12 protein-coding genes are annotated in these 16,939 nt (G+C 37.9%); 5 read left to right on the forward strand and 7 right to left on the reverse strand.

Features of this window, described 5'->3' with window-relative positions:
- Position 1: 1 nt before the first annotated feature.
- A complete protein-coding gene (locus tag I2F17_RS03600) occupies positions 2–3,124 on the forward strand; it encodes an efflux RND transporter permease subunit (protein WP_196422877.1) in 3,123 nt (1,040 codons plus the stop codon).
- A gap of 1 nt (position 3,125) precedes the next feature.
- Positions 3,126–4,541, forward strand: coding sequence for an efflux transporter outer membrane subunit (locus tag I2F17_RS03605; protein WP_211139107.1), 1,416 nt, complete (start codon positions 3,126–3,128; stop codon positions 4,539–4,541).
- Between the two features lie 194 nt (positions 4,542–4,735).
- Here I2F17_RS03605 and I2F17_RS03610 read toward each other — a convergent pair whose 3' ends face one another.
- The 6 genes from I2F17_RS03610 to mrcB form a co-directional block, all read right to left on the reverse strand.
- On the reverse strand, positions 4,736–5,827 hold the full coding sequence (locus tag I2F17_RS03610) for an ABC transporter permease (RefSeq protein WP_196422625.1): 1,092 nt from the start codon (positions 5,825–5,827) through the stop codon (positions 4,736–4,738).
- On the reverse strand, positions 5,824–6,954 hold the full coding sequence (locus I2F17_RS03615) for an ABC transporter permease (RefSeq protein ID WP_196422626.1): 1,131 nt from the start codon (positions 6,952–6,954) through the stop codon (positions 5,824–5,826). Before I2F17_RS03615 ends, I2F17_RS03610 begins: the two co-directional genes overlap by 4 nt.
- Positions 6,954–8,021 carry an HlyD family secretion protein gene (locus I2F17_RS03620; protein ID WP_211139108.1) on the reverse strand — a complete coding sequence of 356 codons (1,068 nt, stop codon included), beginning with the start codon at positions 8,019–8,021 and terminating at the stop codon, positions 6,954–6,956. The genes I2F17_RS03615 and I2F17_RS03620 overlap by 1 nt, the downstream gene beginning before the upstream one ends.
- An 18-nt stretch (positions 8,022–8,039) precedes the next feature.
- On the reverse strand, positions 8,040–9,551 hold the full coding sequence (locus I2F17_RS03625) for a TolC family protein (RefSeq protein WP_196422628.1): 1,512 nt from the start codon (positions 9,549–9,551) through the stop codon (positions 8,040–8,042).
- Positions 9,552–10,244: 693 nt separating this feature from the next.
- A complete protein-coding gene (locus tag I2F17_RS03630) occupies positions 10,245–10,862 on the reverse strand; it encodes a hypothetical protein (RefSeq protein ID WP_196422629.1) in 618 nt (205 codons plus the stop codon).
- A 57-nt stretch (positions 10,863–10,919) separates the two neighbouring features.
- Entirely contained in the window at positions 10,920–13,244 is a 2,325-nt protein-coding gene (gene mrcB / locus I2F17_RS03635) for a penicillin-binding protein 1B (protein WP_211139142.1), read from the reverse strand.
- 156 nt (positions 13,245–13,400) lie between these two features.
- Here mrcB and I2F17_RS03640 point away from each other — a divergent pair, with 156 nt between their 5' ends.
- Together I2F17_RS03640 and I2F17_RS03645 are read left to right on the forward strand one after the other, a co-directional pair.
- Positions 13,401–14,315: an NAD(+) kinase gene (locus I2F17_RS03640; protein WP_211139143.1), complete on the forward strand. Its 915-nt coding sequence runs from the start codon at positions 13,401–13,403 to the stop codon at positions 14,313–14,315.
- The gene (locus I2F17_RS03645; protein ID WP_211139109.1) at positions 14,312–14,557 is read left to right on the forward strand and encodes a YeaC family protein; all 246 of its coding nucleotides are present in this window, start codon (positions 14,312–14,314) and stop codon (positions 14,555–14,557) included. Before I2F17_RS03640 ends, I2F17_RS03645 begins: the two co-directional genes overlap by 4 nt.
- A 24-nt stretch (positions 14,558–14,581) precedes the next feature.
- Here the strand turns inward: I2F17_RS03645 and I2F17_RS03650 are convergent, their stop codons facing one another.
- On the reverse strand, positions 14,582–15,574 hold the full coding sequence (locus I2F17_RS03650) for a glycosyl transferase family protein (protein ID WP_196422633.1): 993 nt from the start codon (positions 15,572–15,574) through the stop codon (positions 14,582–14,584).
- A gap of 233 nt (positions 15,575–15,807) precedes the next feature.
- Here I2F17_RS03650 and pheA point away from each other — a divergent pair, with 233 nt between their 5' ends.
- Positions 15,808–16,911, forward strand: coding sequence for a prephenate dehydratase (pheA, locus tag I2F17_RS03655; protein WP_196422634.1), 1,104 nt, complete (start codon positions 15,808–15,810; stop codon positions 16,909–16,911).
- The last annotated feature ends 28 nt before the right edge of the window (positions 16,912–16,939 follow it).

Consider the following 16,939-nt stretch of genomic DNA (forward strand, 5'->3'; position numbering starts at 1 on the left):
TATGAATTTTTCTAAAATTTTTATATTACGTCCAATTGCAACGTGGCTGTTGAGCATAGCCATTACTTTATTGGGTGCATTGGCTTTTTATTTAATGCCTGTTGCCCCTATGCCTAAAGTTGAAATTCCGACCATTACTGTTCAAGCCAGTTTGGCAGGTGCAAGTCCAGAAACGATGGCTGCTACGGTGGCAACACCTTTAGAACGTGCCATGGGACAAATTGCAGGAGTGACTGAGCTTACATCGACTAGTGGGCAAGGATCAACCAATGTGGTGATTCAATTTGAGTTGAGTAAAGATATTAATAATGCTGCTCGGGAAGTTCAAGCTGCGATCAATTCGGCACGTAGTCTATTGCCAAGTAGTATGAAAACATTGCCGACTTATAAAAAAGCAAATCCTTCAGATGCTCCGATTGTGATTTTATCTTTGACGTCAAAGCATTTAAGTCGTGGGCAATTATATGATTTTGCTTCAAGTAAATTACAACAAAAAATAGCTCAAATACAAGGTGTTGGGCAAGTCTCTATTCGAGGGAGTGCTTTACCTGCAGTACGGGTAGGGTTGGAGCCTAAAAAACTAGAAAGCTATGGTATTTCTTTAGATGCTGTACGTACTGCCATTAATAATTCCACCACCAATAGCCCACGAGGGCTATTAAGTAATGATCATCAAACTTTATGGATTGATGCCAATGGTCAATTAACAAAAGCCGCAGATTATCAACATATTGTGGTTGCATACCGCAATGGTGTGGCAGTGTATTTAAACGATGTTGCTTCTGTGGTTGATTCTACTCAAGATATTTATGCAGCAGGTTATTTAAATAATCAACCCGCGGTGATGATTTCGGTCACACGCCAAGCCAATGCCAATATGTTGCAAACCATAGATGCACTTAAAGCAGAAATGCCAGTGTTAAATAGCATGTTACCTGGCGATACGACATTAACTTTGACCATCGACCGTTCACCATTAACCCGTAGTGCATTGCATGATACCGAAGTGACCTTGTTGGTTGCGATTTTACTTGTGATTGCCGTGGTGTTCTTATTTTTACGTAATGGCCGTGCTTTGATTATTCCCGCAATTGCATTACCTATCTCTATTATTAGTACATTTTCAGCCATGTATCTATTGGGTTATACCTTAGATTCTTTATCTATGTTGGCGTTAATTATTGCAACAGGTTTTGTGGTAGATGATGCAATTGTGGTACTGGAAAATATTAGTCGGCATTTAGAACAAGGAAAAACACCGTTACAAGCAGCTTTAGATGGTAGTCGTGAAATTGGGTTTACGGTTGTATCTATGACGGCTTCTTTGATTGCTGTATTTATTCCATTGTTATTGATGGGTGGAATATTAGGTCGATTATTTAGAGAGTTTGCAGTGACATTGTCCGTATCACTGTTGTTTTCTTTATTTGTTTCGCTAACACTCACCCCAATGCTCTGTGCTCGGTTACTGAAATCTAAACCGCACGGCATGACGGATCAGGGGTGGTTTTATCGTACGATAGAGCGGTGTTTGACTGGATTGCATCATGCATATATGCGAAGTTTAGCCGTTATTATGCGGTATAAAAAATTAACTATGTTGAGTTTATTACTCACTGTTATTGGTAATGTATATTTATATACTGCTGTTGAAAAAGGATTTTTCCCAGATCAAGATACAGGTATTTTGATGGGCATGGTTCGTGCTGACCAAAATGTAAGTTATCAAGCCTTTGAGCCAAAACTCAAAATGATTGCAGATCATTTAATGAAAGATTCTAATGTTCAGTATGTGATGTCTTCGACAGGAGGAAGTGGTTTTGGTGCAAGAAACACGGGTACTTTTTTTATTCGTTTGAAAGATTTGAGTGAGCGTAAAGAATCTGCCATGCAAATTGCCAATCGTTTGAGTATGAGTACAAAGAGTATGGCGGGTGTGTCTTTGTTCTTAATGCCAGCACAAGATTTAAGACTAGGTGGGCGTAGTGCCAACGCAACGTATCAATATAGTTTACAGTCAGATGATTTAACAACGTTAAGAGCATGGAGTCCAATGGTGTATGCAGCACTGAAAGGCTTACCTGAGCTCACCAGTGTAGATAGTGACTCCCAAACCGGTGGGCAAGAAGTGAGGGTCATTATTGATCGAGAAGCAGCAAAACGGTATGGGTTAAATGTTGAGGATATAGATACTTTTTTAAATAATGCATTTAGCCAAAGACAAGTTGCCACACAATATAAAATGCTGAATCAATACTACACTATTATTGGTTTAGCTGAACAATATACGCAAGACCCACAGATTTTAAATCAATTACAAGTCTTAAATAGTAATAATCAAGCCATTCCTGTGTCTGCATTTGCACATTTAGAGTATGCAAATACCGCACTGTCTGTTGCACATCAAAATCAAATGGCAACTACAACGATTGCATTTAATTTAGCAGATGGGGTGTCGTTACAACAAGCTCAGCAGGCCATTGATGAAACTGTTACACGTATTGGTATGCCAAACACTATTCATGGCAGTTTACAAGGAACAGCAAAACTATATGCAGCTTTAGCACAAAATATACCTTGGCTTATTTTATGTGCTTTACTCACAATTTATATTTTACTTGGTGTGCTGTATGAAAGCTGGATTCATCCATTAACCATTTTATCGACCTTGCCTTCAGCGGGTGTGGGGGCTTTGATTTTACTTTTATTGACTAAAACTCAATTTACAGTCATTGCAATGATTGGTGTGTTGTTATTGATTGGTATTGTGAAAAAAAATGCCATTTTAATGGTGGATTTTGCATTAGAGGCTGAGCGTAAACATCACCAATTGCCAGAACAATCGATTATAGAGGCATGTTCTAAGCGATTTAGACCCATTTTAATGACAACTTTGGCTGCATTTTGCGGTGCACTTCCATTAATTGTGGAAACAGGTGGAAATGCAGAAATACATCGACCACTTGGTTATGCAATTTGTGGCGGTTTGGTGGTGAGTCAAATTTTAACTTTATATACAACACCTGTCATTTATGTGTATTTAGACCGCTTTGCAACTTGGATTAAAAAATGTTGGTCTGCATGGTATCAACCATCGATCGAAGATCATTCTCGTAGGCATTAATATGTTAAAAAATAAATTGTTTCAGTCATTGTCTATCTTATTGCCTGTATGTGTGCTCACAGGGTGTATGGTTGGCCCCAATTATCAAGCACCACAGTTAAGTATGCCTACGCATTTTAAAGCACTGTCGGGGTGGAAGGTTGCTGAACCGAAAGACACCGATGAGCGTGGTGCATGGTGGCAGATATATCAAGACCCGATATTAAATGATCTAGAACAACAGGTACAAATTTCCAACCAAAATGTTGCACAGTATGTGGCGAAATATCAACAAGCTCTTGCTTTGGTATCTTCTTCTGAAAGCGGTTTATTTCCTTCGTTGACTGCCACACCAACAGCTACTCGTGCAAAAAAAGCCAGTAGTTCAAGCGATCGTGTGAGTAATAGTTATACTGCCAGTATAGGTAGTACGTGGGAGCTTGATTTATGGGGGAAGCTTCGTCGTCAAGTAGATGAAAATAAAGCCAATGCATTAGCAAGCCAAGCGGATCTTGCTAATGCCACTTTAAGTGCACAATCTACACTGGCTCAAAGTTATTTTGCGTTACGTGTATTAGATCAGCGCCTTGATTTATATGATCATACAATAAATGTGTATGAAAAATATTGCCAAGTTTTAGCTGAAAAATATAAGGAAGGAATGATTGCAAAATCTGATCTGACACAAGCACAACAATCTTTATATAGTGCACAGGCTTCAAAGCAAGATTTAATATGGCAACGTGCTCAATATGAGCATGCGATTGCGGTATTAATTGGTAAAACACCTGCTGATTTTGATGTGGTTAAACAGGTGAATCCAACATTGTATGTTCCTCAAATACCAAATACTTTACCCAGTGAGTTATTAGAGCGCCGTCCAGATATTGCTGCTGCTGAGCGTCGTGTTGCAGCGGCCAATGAAGCGATTGGTATAGCGATTGCTGGGTATTTTCCAAGTTTAAGTTTGTCGGGCAGTGTAGGTTCAAGTACCAGTCATTTTTCACAATTATTTTCTGCAAGTACAGCGATTTGGTCGCTTGGTGCTTCAGCATCGCAAACACTTTTTGATTTTGGTGCAAATAAATCTAAAGTTGTATCATCACGTGCAGCATATGATGCAACAGTGGCAAGTTATAAACAGACTGTACTCGATGCAATGCAAACGGTAGAAGATAGCCTTGTCAAAGCAAACAGTTTACAACAGCAATTGATTGCACAACAAAAAGCGTTACTTGCATCAACGGAATCGGCACGAATTTATCGTAATCAATATAGTGAAGGTTTGGTCGATTATGCCAATGTGGCCAGTACGGAGGCCACGCGCTTAACTAGCCAGCAAAGTATTTTGCAAACTCAATCGACACAGTTGCAAAATAGTGTGGCTTTGATTGTTGCTTTAGGTGGTGGTTGGCATACAACTTATGAATCTAAATAATGTGATCCATATTTTTTTAATCGCTTGACTTAGATATAGTTAATACATAAAAATCGTGAAATCGTGAAATCGTGAAATCGTGAAATCGTGAAATCGTGAAATCGTGAAATCGTGAAATCGTGAAATCGTGAAATCGTGAAATCGTGAAATTTGGGTTGATCAAGTATATTCAGTTCAATTGAAATTTCACGAATTTATCGTTGTAATCTTCTATGTGCAAGTAATATAAACACAATACCACTTACACTTAAAAATATAAGTTTTGGTATGACAATGCTTGTAGGTACACCCATTTGATTTAACTGTACAAACATTTGAATGGCATGAGTAGAAGGTAAGCACAAGCTTAGCCACTGCAAAGGTAGCGGCATAGACTGTAATGGCCAAGATGTTCCACTTAATAAAAAAAATACAATAGATAAAGGAACAAGAACGTGTCCAACTCTTTCAGGCATATCGAAAAAGGTGGCAATAAACATACTTAAGCCAATGATACAGCTGACAAAAATGGGCACAGCAATGAGCATACCTACAAAATTGCCTCCTCTTGGATAATCGTATAACCAAAATATAAAGCCAAATAAATAAAAACAAGCTAAACAACCAATGGTCAAAATAGCTGTAAAAAACCCAAAAAACTCACTTGGTTTGGGTTTCCAGACATTTTTTTCTCGATAACCTGCAACAAGCATCCCCACACCGAGCAAAATGGTTTGGTGAATAATTAAAGGTGCAACAGCTGGAAAAATATAGCTTCCATAGCCTGACAATGTATTAAATAAGGGAATTTGATGAATTGGAAGTTCAGGACGAAAATGACTAATCTGACTAAAACGCTCTACGTGATCTTGTATGACATTTTCTAAAGAGGTTGCAAGTCCTGACGCAATTTGTTTCACACGAATTAAATATGCCGAACTAATATAAAGACCTACACCTGTATTTTTTGGATTAGCCAATAAATCGGAAGAGAGGTGTTCAGGAAGCAATAAAATGGCATCGGCTTTTTGTGCTTGAACGTATTGTTGTGCTTCTAAAAAATTAGATGTCACTTGAGTAATGTGAATATTTGGATTTGATCGTATGGTATGAATAATTTGTTGAGTTAAAACACTGTGTTCTTGATCGACAATAATAATCGGTAAATCTTCAGCCTGTTGTGCTTTATAGGCAGTTGGGTAAAAAAAACCATAGAGTATTGAGCCTAAAACCAAGGTGGTAAATACAGCAGAGAAACGTTTAATCTCTTTAAAGGTATGAAGAAAATGAAAAACAAATGACTTCATATTTCAGCCTGCTTGCTTATTTTTTTTAAGCAGAATAAAGACAATAAATAGCCAATCATACAAAAAAGAATAAGGATCAAAAAAGGAGGGATTGAAATCTGTGTGGGGCTTCCAACCACCCATTGTTGGGTTTGTAACCTTACATAAGGCGTATAAGGAATGAGATTTGACCAAAATTGTGTAAAAAGTGGGGCATTGTTTAATGGAAGTGTAACACCTGCAAAACTTAAAGATGATCCGCCATAAATCGCAATCATTCCAAATGTGCGTGTTAAATCTTTCAAAGCAAGTGTCATTGCTGTGATTAACAGGGCATAGCTTAAATATAATAAAAATAAAGCCGCCAATAAAAGAAAAATATTTCCAGCAATAAACCAACCTCGAATTACAGTCAGCCAAAATAACCACAGTAGTGACCAACCAAATAAAATAGTTGTATGAACTATGGCTTTCGCAAAAATTGCTTGACTAAAAGAGGTATGATCTAACCACTGTCGTATCGTTTTAAATTTTATTTCTTGCCCGACAGAAAATGAAATCGAACAACAAATAATTAAATGAAGCAATGCAGGAATAAGAAATGGTTCTAAAAACAACTCATAGTTTAGTGTTGGATTAAATAGTGGAGAAATTTTAATATGAGGTGTAGAAATATCTAAATAGGGAATATTGTTTCTAAAATGGTTGTTTTTAAGAAAGTCTATAGTGGCTTCTGCGGTAGATTGAAGCATCGCAGAGGATATGGTGTTTCCAATACTAAAAAAAGATTGATTATAAGTGATCGCAATCTGAGCGTCTTGACCTTGTACTAAGCGCTTTTCTGCACCCTCTGGAATAATGACATACCCCCAGATATTCGTTTGATTTAACGCTTTTTCAGCATCGGTTTGATTGTTGGTGTGTAGCTGTATGTACAATGAATGATTTAATGTCAAATAGTCGGTAATGTTTGCACTTAACTGAGTTTGATCTTGATCAATGATTGCAATGGGGAGATGTTCAGGTTTACCTTGCATCAACATACTGCTAAAAATAATAATAATGAGCAGAGGTGTAATGGTGAGCATAGATAAATCCCACAAGTGGGTCTTTAAATAAGTAAGCTCTCGCCAAATTGCTTTAAGCATTAGTGTGCCTCTTGTACTTTAAAAATCACACTCATGCCCTCTTTCAAAGGAATATTACGATCTTCAGGAGTGAGGTGAAGTTTAAAGCTTCGAATGTCATAGCCACCTGTTTGGCGAGTAGTTTTGATGGTTGCAAAATCACCCTGAGGGTCAATATTTTTAATTTTAAACATCATGTTTTGACGAAGAGCAGGGACATATCCTTCCATACTATTTTTTTTATAAATGTTAGCGTATTGATCTTCACGGATATTTAAACTGACCCAAAGGTGATCAGTATCTATAATGTCAATAACAGGTACACCTGTAGCCACCAGTTCAGAAGGATTACCATAAATATTTGAAATTGTGCCACGAATAGGTGAGCGTAATTGAGTTTCAGTTTCTAAAGACTTCACTTCATTGACAGCTGCTTGAGCAATTTCAACTTGAGCATCTGCCATAGATTTTTGTTCGGTTGTACTGCCATCTTTTGCACGTTTATATTGTTGATAAGCAGCTTCTGTCATTTGTGCAGATGATTGCTGTGCTGCATACATTTCATCTCTACGTTGTCTAGAAATAACACCTTCTTTGTAAAGATTTTCACCACGTCCATAGGTGGTATGTGCTAGTTGTTGCTGTGCTTTTAAGCCTTGCCAGTTTGCATAAAGACTTGCAAGATTTTCTTCACGTGTACCACGATTTGTGGTGGCTTGTAGTGCCAAAGCTGACTGTAAAGAGGCTAAAGCTTGCTGTTTTTTTGCATCAATTTCAGGGCTGTGTAAACGAATAAGCGGTTGTTCTTTGTTAACGATTTGACCTTCAGACACATAAATTTCATCAATACGGCTAATGAGTTTTGTACTTACATGAATGACTTCAGCTTGAACACGACCCTGAATCGAAACGGGTTCAGGCTGATAGCTTTTCCATAGTCCAAAACCGATCAGTAAAGGAATAATGATCAAAATAAAGATAAAAATAATGGTTTTGCGTAAGTTTTTAGATGGTTTAGGTGCATGTTGAGATTGGTTTTCTAATGTATGTTCAGTCGACGTATTCTTTTCGTTGTATTGTTCGCTCATGAAGTTCTCTTAAATACATTAATGAATAGATATTGTATTTGATTGGTTGATATATTGAGGGAATTGCTCAATTGAACCGTTGGCTTGTAACAGTGCAGCGAGTGCTAAAATATATTTATAGGCATTCATTGCAGATTCGGCTTGCATGGCATGATAGACATTTTCAGCATCAATTACTTGCGTAGCTGTCCCCATGTTTTCTTTAAAAGATAATGTTTGAATTCGAAGGTTTTCTTGAGCAGCTTGCATATTTTCTTGGAGTAAACGATGCGTATGTTGTGCACTTTCCATGGTTGTGTATGCTTTAAAAATTAAATTTTGTAACTCCTGCTTGGCACGTTCGGTCGCTAAAGCACTTGCATCTCGTTGCAGCTGTGCTGCTTGTACTTGTTTTTTATGGTCTATCCCTGAAAATATATTATATTTTGCAGCAACACCAACCACCCAATTTTCTTTATGATCAATCACATATTCTCCAAAAGCATACACACTGGGTTTTTGCGATGCACGTTGAAGTTTAATATTTTGATCTGCAAGTTGTGTATCCATTTGCATTTTTCGCAGTAAAGTTGATTTATCATCGAGTTGATGAAAAATATTAACCAATGGTTGACTCATTGAACTATTGATAAAAAGTGGTGTGATTAAACGAAAAGTCTGTTCATTTTGTAAAAGTTGTTGCAATGTAAAATAGCTTTGTTTGAGTTGAATATCTAAAGCATCTAATGTTCTCAAAGAATTATTGTATGCTACTTCAAATGGCATGCGTTGGCCTTTACTAATAAAACCTTGTTGCTCTAGTTTTACTGCATTGCTGACATGTTTTTGCATGGCATTGACATTAAATTGAGCAATATCTACTAATTTTTTTTGTAATTGAACATTAAAATAATTTTGAATGACCTCAAATCGCTGATTGTCTTGTTGTTGTTGTACCGTAAGTTCGCCACGTGTGGCCTGTAAAGCAGCCAAATTTTTCGTGGCAGAAATAATACCACCTGTATACAGTGGCATAATGACTGAAACAGTAGGCCGAATATCATGGTCTTTAACAACAACATTGGTTTGATCAGGAATAAGGTTATTTATTCCGTCAGCAATATTTTGATCGCCAATTTGGCTGATTTGTGCGATCGCATCTGAGTTCATGCCAAGTTGAGATCCTACGGTTGAAATTTGACGATTTAAATTCTGAGAAACACTTTGATTAATATTATTTTTGATATTGGTCAGTGGAACATCTTGTTCAGCACGAAAAGCATAAGCACGTACATTAAAATTAATATTTGGACGTCCTGCATGTTTCACTGCTTCTGCATTGAGTTGTGAAGCACGTTGCAAATTTTGACTGGCCTGAGTGCTGTAGCTGTGACTTAATGTTTGTTGTTCTGCTTGTTGATAACTGAGGTCATCTGCAAAACTGTGTTGTAAGTAGGTAAATCCGAGTATGAATAAAAGAGATTGAGATATCTTTACGTATAAGTTTTTTTTACTTTTCAGCGTCAAGGTTAAACAATGAACATTTTGCATATGATTATAGATCTTTCGTTTTGATCGTTGTTTTAAGCGATTTTGGTAAAAATAGTCTATGGAGAAAGTGAAGTCAATCAATGATTCATAGAGCAATCATATATGGCTAAAAAATTATTTTTTATAAATATTAATCAATGATTTAACTTTTAATCTAAGTTTTAGTACATTGATTATTCTGTAAAATTTATATTTTTTAGTCTTAGTAATCATCACATCATGTTTAATATTATATGCTCGTCATAATGCCTGATTTTTCTGTAAAAAGTGAAGTCACTTATTGTAAAGAAACTGCAATAAATCGCAGTATGGCTCAATAAATTTTAATTTGAAAAGTAGTGAATTGATGGGTGTATAACACATAATGAAATGACAGGTTTAAATGTTTATGCGCATAAAAACATCAATCTACAGCGTAGTACAAGGTTATACATTCAATGGACTTATTCATTTCTACTGACTATTGGTAGTAAAACACATCATTTCACAGCTTGTACGATGTGCACTGCAACGTCAGATGAGTGAATACTAAATTATTGAAATAGTTTTATTTTATAGAATACGCTTACATCTCAGCTTCAAAATTTAGAATGTGCTAAGCATAGAGAGTAAGCGAAAAATCAGCAAATCTCTCTAGTGAGAACTGTATTTTACATGATGCATCAATGTGTTTAATTTTAAGTCGCTGAAAAATCACTGCAAGCCACTAAGAATACTTTGTGCTTTGTTCATTAAAGGCACATTTTGCTGTTGTTGAGCTGTTTGTAAAACCAATGTCCATAGCTGTCTTTTGGTTTCATGATTTGATGTTAAAGCTGCACCTCGCTGAGCGAGTGCCTGTGCTTGAGGTATATTGTTTTTGCGTAATGCAATTTGTGCAAGAAAAGCATAGCTGTCACTGCTTTGTGGTGCAATACGCTGCGCTTGCAGTGCTAAATGTTCGGCACGATCAAACTGCTGTTGTCGAAAAGCTTGTGTGGCTTGATTCATGAGGTTTTGTGCAGCAGGAGGTTGATTGTTTTGAACTGTTGAATTTTTTGCGACCACTTTAGGTGGCTGTCTAGTTGGAATAACCACCGTTGTTGCTTGAGGAGGCTGTATTGTCGGAGGTGGCAAGACTTCTTTTGTAATTTCTTCTGTAGGATAAGGGTGAATGACCACGCTATTTTCTGGATGAGGCTCAGGCTTGATCGGCTGTGGTATGGGAGTGGGTGCAGGTACAGATACCGATTGAGTTTGTGGTTTTGGAAGTTGGCTACAGCCGACCATGGTCAGTAAAAGCAACTGACTTATAAATAGTGAGCGTTTCATCTATTGTTCTCCAATAATTTGTAAAAGGCACAGACCTAAATGATCTGTGCCTTTAAATTAGTTTGGTGTAATTTGAATTAAATGTTCAAGAGAGTCAGAGCTACTTTCAGGATCGGAAGAGCTTGGATTTTCTGCAGGTACTTCATAATTAGGTACTGCACAAGAAATAGCTTGATTAGGTACTTTTTGTGCTAAAAGTGGAACATACATTGCATTTGGACACCCCTGAGCAGATAGATACCCTGTTGCTGGGTCAATCCATTGCCACTGTACATCATCAGGTTGTTTAATATTTACAGGTTGCTGGGGAAGCTGTTTCATCACACTTGTCCATACAGGGAGTGCTCCTGAAGACCCTGTTAATCCTGTAATTTTGTTGTTGTCTAATCCTAGCCATACCACAGTGACATAGTTACCTGAATAACCTGCAAACCATGAGTCACGTGTGTCATTGGTTGTTCCAGACTTTCCTGCTAAATTGAGCGAACTTGGTAGGCTTCTATACGCAGCTTGTCCAGTACCTGAATGCATCACTTCTTGTAAACCATAGTTTAAAATATACGCAGCATCGGGGTCTATGGTTTGCTGTACATCTAGGCCATATCGCTCAAGCACTTTGCCATTTTGGTCAATAACAGCACGAATGGCTTTGGTTGGATATTTAAATCCACCCGTGGCAAAGTTGCTATAAATACTCAAAACTTCCATAGGTGACATATTCACTGCACCTAAAAAAGCAGATGGGTAGGGTTGAATATCGCTAGTGACACCAAATTTACGCAAATTGTTGATAAATGCAGGTACACCAAATGTTTGCCCCATGTTTACTGCGGCGAGGTTGTAGGAGTGTTCAAGTGCTTGCACCATTGGCACCATGCCATGTTCACCTCCACTGTAGTTTTTAGGTGTCCATGTTTTTCCACCACTAGAAATGCTTACTGTTGAATCAGGAATCAGTGTTGCCCAATTATATTGTCCAGATTCAATGGCATTAATATAAATTGCAGGTTTGAGTAACGAGCCAACTTGTCTTTTTGCATCTAATGCACGGTTAAAGCCTGTAAAATCTTCAGATGAACCAACCACTGCAATTAATTCACCATTTTCTGGGCGTTGAATGAGCACAGCACCTTGTAAATTGTTCAATACTCTTGGATTGCGTTTCACCAAAGCATCGACACTTTGTTTAAACTGATTTTCAACTTTTGTTTGTGCCAATGGGTCAAGTGTAGTGAAAATTCGTAACCCTTGATTTGTTAAATCTGTGTCTTGATATTCTGCTCGAAGCTGACGTCTAACAATATCCATAAAATCAGGGAAGCGCGTAGGCCCCATAGATGGCTTTTCAATGACGGCCAAAGGACGTGCAATTTCTTGTTGATATTGATCTTGAGTGAGTTTCCCCATGATCAACATGTTATTGAGTACCAAATTACGGCGTTCTTTTGCACGTTCAGGGTTACGCCATGGGTTATACAACGAAGGCCCTTGAACCAATCCGACTAAAAATGCCTGTTGAGAAATATTGAGCTCATTAAGTGGAAGGCCAAAATAAAATTGCGATGCCAAACCGTAGCCATTAATGGAATAATTACCATTTTGACCCAAATGTACTTCGTTTAAATAAGTCTCTAAAATTTGATCTTTGCTATAGTGCATCTCTAGCAAAACTGCCATAAATGCTTCATTAATTTTACGTTTGTATGTTTGTTCAGGAGATAAAAAGAAGTTTTTAATTAATTGTTGTGTAAGTGTAGAGCCACCTTGTCTGCGCCCACCTGTAAGATTACTAAAGACAGCACGTGCTGTACCACGTACAGATATCCCGTGATGGGTGTAAAAATCACGGTCTTCAGTCGCAATGAGTGCATCAATCAATGGTTGAGGAACGTTAGCAAGTTTGATTAATACACGGTCTTCATTATGTTGAGGATAAATTCCACCAATCAAAAGCGGTTCTAACCGTGTAATCCCTGTCTCTGATGGATGAGTGGTGTCTACATTAATAATTTGGTCTTGTGCAAAGGTCAGATCGAGTATTTGTTCAACCTCTTCGCTATCGCCAAAATTAAAGCCACGAGTATGTATTTCCACATGATTACCATGTGAGAAAAAAGTACCTGGATTTTCTTTATTGTCGGCTTTCTTATAACCGAGCATATTGAGCTCTTGTAAAAGGTTACTTTGACTCAGTGGTGCTTGATTGTAGATTTCCAAAGGTCTTGCATAGACTTTGGCGGGAATGTCCCAACGCTGTCCTTCAAATTTTGAACGTATTACACCATCTAATCGTACCAGATAAATACTCAGAGCAATAAAGCCCACCACAAAACAGATCGTAAAGATCAATAGAAAAACACCTAAACCACGTTGCGACTTCATAAAAGATGATAAGCTATCTGAAAATAAACTAGACAATCATGCGAACCTTTTCTTAAATTTGCAATAATTATTGTCATAACGATACAAAAACACTGCGTTTTTTCTAGGAACTTACGTGTTATTGTGGATGCTTCATGCAAGGGAGAGCGGATGATGGTGGAAAAAAAATTTGAATCATTTCATCGTATTGGGTTAATTGGACGACCAGGTAAATCGTCTGTAGTGACGACCTTGTGCTTGATTTACGATCATTTAATTGAACTGGGTTTAAAACCTGTTTTTGAACAAGATACGGCATCATTTATGCCCATTAAACCGATAAATACCTTACATAAAGACCACATGGGCGAGCATGTTGACTTGGCCATCGTTGTAGGGGGAGATGGTACGTTATTACATGCTGCACGTTCATTGGTAAAATATAATATTCCTGTGGTTGGGGTAAACCGTGGTCGTTTGGGATTTTTAACTGATATTAATCCAACAGAAGTGATTACCAAGCTAGATCAAGTTTTACAAGGTGATTTTTTACTTGATCGGCGTTTTTTATTAGAACTTGAAATCCGAAAACACGATGGTCATGCATACTATAAGGCCATTGCGCTGAATGACATTGTTTTGCATTCGGGAAAATCTGTACATATGGTAGATTTTACCTTAGAAATTGATGGGCAATTTGTGTATAGACAACACAGTGATGGCTTGATTGTGGCAACCCCAACAGGTTCGACCGCCTATGCGTTGTCGGGTGGCGGGCCAATTATTCATCCAAGTATGGAAGCGATTGCGTTAGTACCTATGCATCCACATACCTTGTCTTCACGCCCCATTATTGTTGGCGATCAAAGTGAAATTGTGATTAAGGCACAAGAAAATCGGTGGCAACCTATGGTGAGTGCTGATGGGCAAGAAAGTATTTCTTTGTCTGATGATGATCTATTGTATATACGAAAATATCCTCATAAACTCAATTTATTACATCCACCGGGCTATGATTTTTATATGTCTTGTCGTACAAAGTTGGGGTGGAATCAAGATTTTGAAGGTTTAAATACAGAAGGGAACTCATGAATTTAAATGCGATGTTAGAAATGCTCGATGAAGAAATTGTTGAACGTTTAAAAACCGCTGTAGAGATTGGTAAATGGCCAAATGGCATAGCTTTAACCAATGAGCAACGCACAATATGCATGCAAGCGATGCTGGCGTGGGAGCATACACACTTACCTCAAGAGCAACGAACGGGGTATATTGAAAAACCTCATTCTGCAAAACATACAGATGAGGATGATTTGCCCATTCGTTTTGTGTGAATGTTCTTGTAAATAGGGTGCAGTTTATCGAGTGTGCCAAAAATGCTGTGCTTTCACGAGAGCATGTTCAAAGCTATCGGCTTGTTGCATGGTGTAAAGTGCAATAGCCATCGTTTCTATAATGGCAGTTTCACCATACGTATGTTCTTTTGTTCCTTCCCATACGGCTTTATACAGTGCAAGGTCGAGAGCATCTTCGCTAGGGCTACGTGTGACCGTCAATTTAGGTAGCTCATGCTCATAGAGTATGCCATTTTTTATACCACAAATTAAGGTTTTCGCATCGGGATTGCGTTCAAATTCCCCACCTTCACCTTTAATAACGGCACTATTTTTATAACCAAGCATAAGTGCCGCATGTTGGTGTGAGCTGCGATAAGCAGGGTGGAAAATAGACTGTAAGGTTGCTTTTGCATCAAATGGATTAATGAGCCGTGCAAGGGTGTGTATTGGTGAGCGAAGCCCCATAAGATTTCTTAAATTGATTAACTCATCAAGTACAGGTGAAATAGCTGTCAGTGGTAAATATGCAAAGTGACGTTGTTGAAGCTCAGATTCAACCTCTGATTGATGCTGACAAATCGGAACATCTAAATAGCTGAGCACTTGCTCGGTGTACACACGATTAAGTGTATGACCTGCTGCACCGTGCATTACAATATTAAAACCATGTTTTGCCAATGTTAAAGCTGCAAGTAAAAACCAAGGATAGTGTTTACGCTTGCCTGCATAAGATGGCCAATCTAAATCAACTTGAATGGGATTGAAATTAAGCTGATCCTTGGTGGCTTTTACAAAACCTGCAAGCTCCTCGATAGACTCTTCTTTGACACGCAATAGCATTAAAAAAGCACCAATTTGCACATCAAATACCTCTTTGTTCAAAATAAGATGAAATGCATGGTACGCCTCGTCAAAATTTAAAGAGCGAGCGCCTGTTTTGCCTTTACCAATAATACGAATATATTGTGCAAAAGGATGTTCTAATTCTTGATAAATATTTCGTTTTGTACTCATTGTCATATGTATTTTGACCTTCATGTATATGCGTAAAAAGTTTAATGGCGTAAAAGGAGCAAGGAAGAAGGGTAATCTAAGCGATTCAAACCGTTCATTTTGTTTTAAATGATCTATTTAAGGCAGTCCCGCTTTACTTTACGTCATTTTTGTAAAAATCCAAATAACACTTCTGTTTTGAATGTGGTTATACTTAGCTTCAATGCATTTTAGTAAATAGGGCAACGCTGTATATGTCTCAAAATGACCAAAGTCCTGCGCTTAATTTAAGTGATATTCGTTCTCAAATTGATCAGGTTGATCTACAAATCCATGAGTTAATTAATCGCCGTGCACGTTTAGCGGAAACGGTGGCTCATGCCAAATTTGCTCAAGAAGAAAATCCTTTATTTTATCGACCAGAACGAGAAGCTCAAGTATTACGCCATATTATGCAGCGTAATGAAGGGCCATTGTCTGATGCAACTGTTGCGCGTTTGTTTAGAGAGATTATGTCTGCATGCTTAGCACTAGAAGCACCTCAAAGTATTGCATTTTTAGGCCCTGAAGGGACATTTACTCAAGTTGCAGCGTTAAAACATTTTGGGCAAGATGCGGTAGTCCGTCCTGTTACAACAATTGATGAAATCTTTAGAGAGGTTGAAGTGGGTAGTGCACACTATGGGGTTGTTCCTGTAGAGAACTCCTCTGAAGGCGTGGTGAATCATACGTTAGATTGTTTTAAATCATCTCATTTAAATGTGATTGGTGAGGTTGAACTGCGTATACATCATCAATTTATGGTCTCAAAAAATACGCGTAAAGACAGTATTAAACAAATTTATGCACATCAACAATCATTGGCGCAATGCCGTCAATGGTTAGACACCCATTATCCAAATGTGGAGCGTGTTGCATTGAGTTCAAATGCTGAAGCTGCACGCCGTATCTGTAATGAATGGCATTCGGCTGCAATTGCTTCAGATATTGCAGCAACAACCTATGATTTAGAAATATTACACAAAAATATTGAAGATAACCCAGAAAATATTACTCGCTTTTTAGTGGTCGGTCGGGAAAAAATTCCACAAAGTGGACGTGACAAAACATCGTTGTTGATTTCTGCTAAAAATCAAGCAGGGGCATTGATGAAAATACTTGCGCCTTTTTCAACGCATAATATTAGTTTGACCAGTATAGAAACCCGTCCTGCATTACGTGAAAAATGGACGTATGTGTTTTTTATTGATTTAGAAGGGCATATTGATCAAGACAATGTTCGAGCAGCACTTGATGAAATTCGTCCGATGACGAAAGAGTTGCGCATTTTAGGCTCGTACCCAGTTGCTGTGTTGTAACATCAACAAAGTGACATGGAAAAGGTAA

It is taken from the genome of Acinetobacter baretiae, from assembly GCF_015627105.1.
Taxonomy (GTDB): Bacteria; Pseudomonadota; Gammaproteobacteria; order Pseudomonadales; family Moraxellaceae; genus Acinetobacter; species Acinetobacter baretiae.

Coding starts and splice junctions, on each gene's coding strand:
- I2F17_RS03600 (WP_196422877.1), top strand. CDS start 2: ATGAATTTTTCTAAAATTTTTATATTACGTCCAATTGCAACGTGGCTG.
- I2F17_RS03605 (WP_211139107.1), top strand. CDS start 3,126: ATGTTAAAAAATAAATTGTTTCAGTCATTGTCTATCTTATTGCCTGTA.
- I2F17_RS03610 (WP_196422625.1), bottom strand. CDS start 5,827: ATGAAGTCATTTGTTTTTCATTTTCTTCATACCTTTAAAGAGATTAAA.
- I2F17_RS03615 (WP_196422626.1), bottom strand. CDS start 6,954: ATGCTTAAAGCAATTTGGCGAGAGCTTACTTATTTAAAGACCCACTTG.
- I2F17_RS03620 (WP_211139108.1), bottom strand. CDS start 8,021: ATGAGCGAACAATACAACGAAAAGAATACGTCGACTGAACATACATTA.
- I2F17_RS03625 (WP_196422628.1), bottom strand. CDS start 9,551: ATGCAAAATGTTCATTGTTTAACCTTGACGCTGAAAAGTAAAAAAAAC.
- I2F17_RS03630 (WP_196422629.1), bottom strand. CDS start 10,862: ATGAAACGCTCACTATTTATAAGTCAGTTGCTTTTACTGACCATGGTC.
- mrcB (WP_211139142.1), bottom strand. CDS start 13,244: ATGAAGTCGCAACGTGGTTTAGGTGTTTTTCTATTGATCTTTACGATC.
- I2F17_RS03645 (WP_211139109.1), top strand. CDS start 14,312: ATGAATTTAAATGCGATGTTAGAAATGCTCGATGAAGAAATTGTTGAA.
- I2F17_RS03650 (WP_196422633.1), bottom strand. CDS start 15,574: ATGAGTACAAAACGAAATATTTATCAAGAATTAGAACATCCTTTTGCA.
- pheA (WP_196422634.1), top strand. CDS start 15,808: ATGTCTCAAAATGACCAAAGTCCTGCGCTTAATTTAAGTGATATTCGT.